Below are 652 nucleotides of genomic sequence, written 5' to 3' on the forward strand. Positions count from 1 at the left end.
CGCACCCGGATTGAGGAAGCGCTGTTCCCCTCGCTGGGCACGCGGCCCGATGTGGTGAACGTGATTGCCGATGAAGTGGGTAGCGCAGGCCGCGTGATCGAGCCACGCAACGCCACCGACTGCAAGGGTCTGGGCAGCCTTGCCTCCCCGGCCATCGGCGGTGGCTACGGTTATGGCGTGACCACCCTGCGCTACGGCTCACGCGCGGTTCCCTTCCAGTTATTTGCCCAATTGCCAACCGGCGACACCAGCCAGCCCGCAACACAGACACTGGACCGCATTGCCGATGTGATGCCCGCAGGCACCATCGCGTGGGTTCAGGACGTGGAGAACCCTGAATAATGGACAGACAGATCGTCTACCCGGCGCAGATACCGCTGGACAGTGACCAGTTGAATGCCCAGCGCAATGCCTATGTTGGTCTGGGCCAGCTTGCAGCCATGGCGTACGGATGGGCCACGGTGGCCGCCAGCGGGTTTGCCTGCACGCCGGGCAGCGGGCTGGCGCTGGTGATTGGCCCCGGATCGCTGCTGGCCCCCGGCGTGGTCGATGCATCGGCCTATGGCACGCTGGCGGCGGTAGCCAGCGCGCTTGTGCGCCAGTATGTCAGCCGCGACCCGGTCACACTGACTGTGCCGGGGGCAGGGGCGAC

2 pseudogenes are annotated in these 652 nt (G+C 66.3%); both read left to right on the forward strand.

Features of this window, described 5'->3' with window-relative positions:
- A pseudogene (locus MSKU9_RS03405) lies at window positions 1–342 on the forward strand (hypothetical protein); the annotation flags it as partial.
- A pseudogene (locus tag MSKU9_RS03410) lies at window positions 342–652 on the forward strand (hypothetical protein); the annotation flags it as partial. The pseudogenes MSKU9_RS03405 and MSKU9_RS03410, both read left to right, overlap by 1 nt.

It is taken from the genome of Komagataeibacter diospyri, assembly GCF_006538165.1.
Classification (GTDB): Bacteria; Pseudomonadota; Alphaproteobacteria; order Acetobacterales; family Acetobacteraceae; genus Komagataeibacter; species Komagataeibacter diospyri.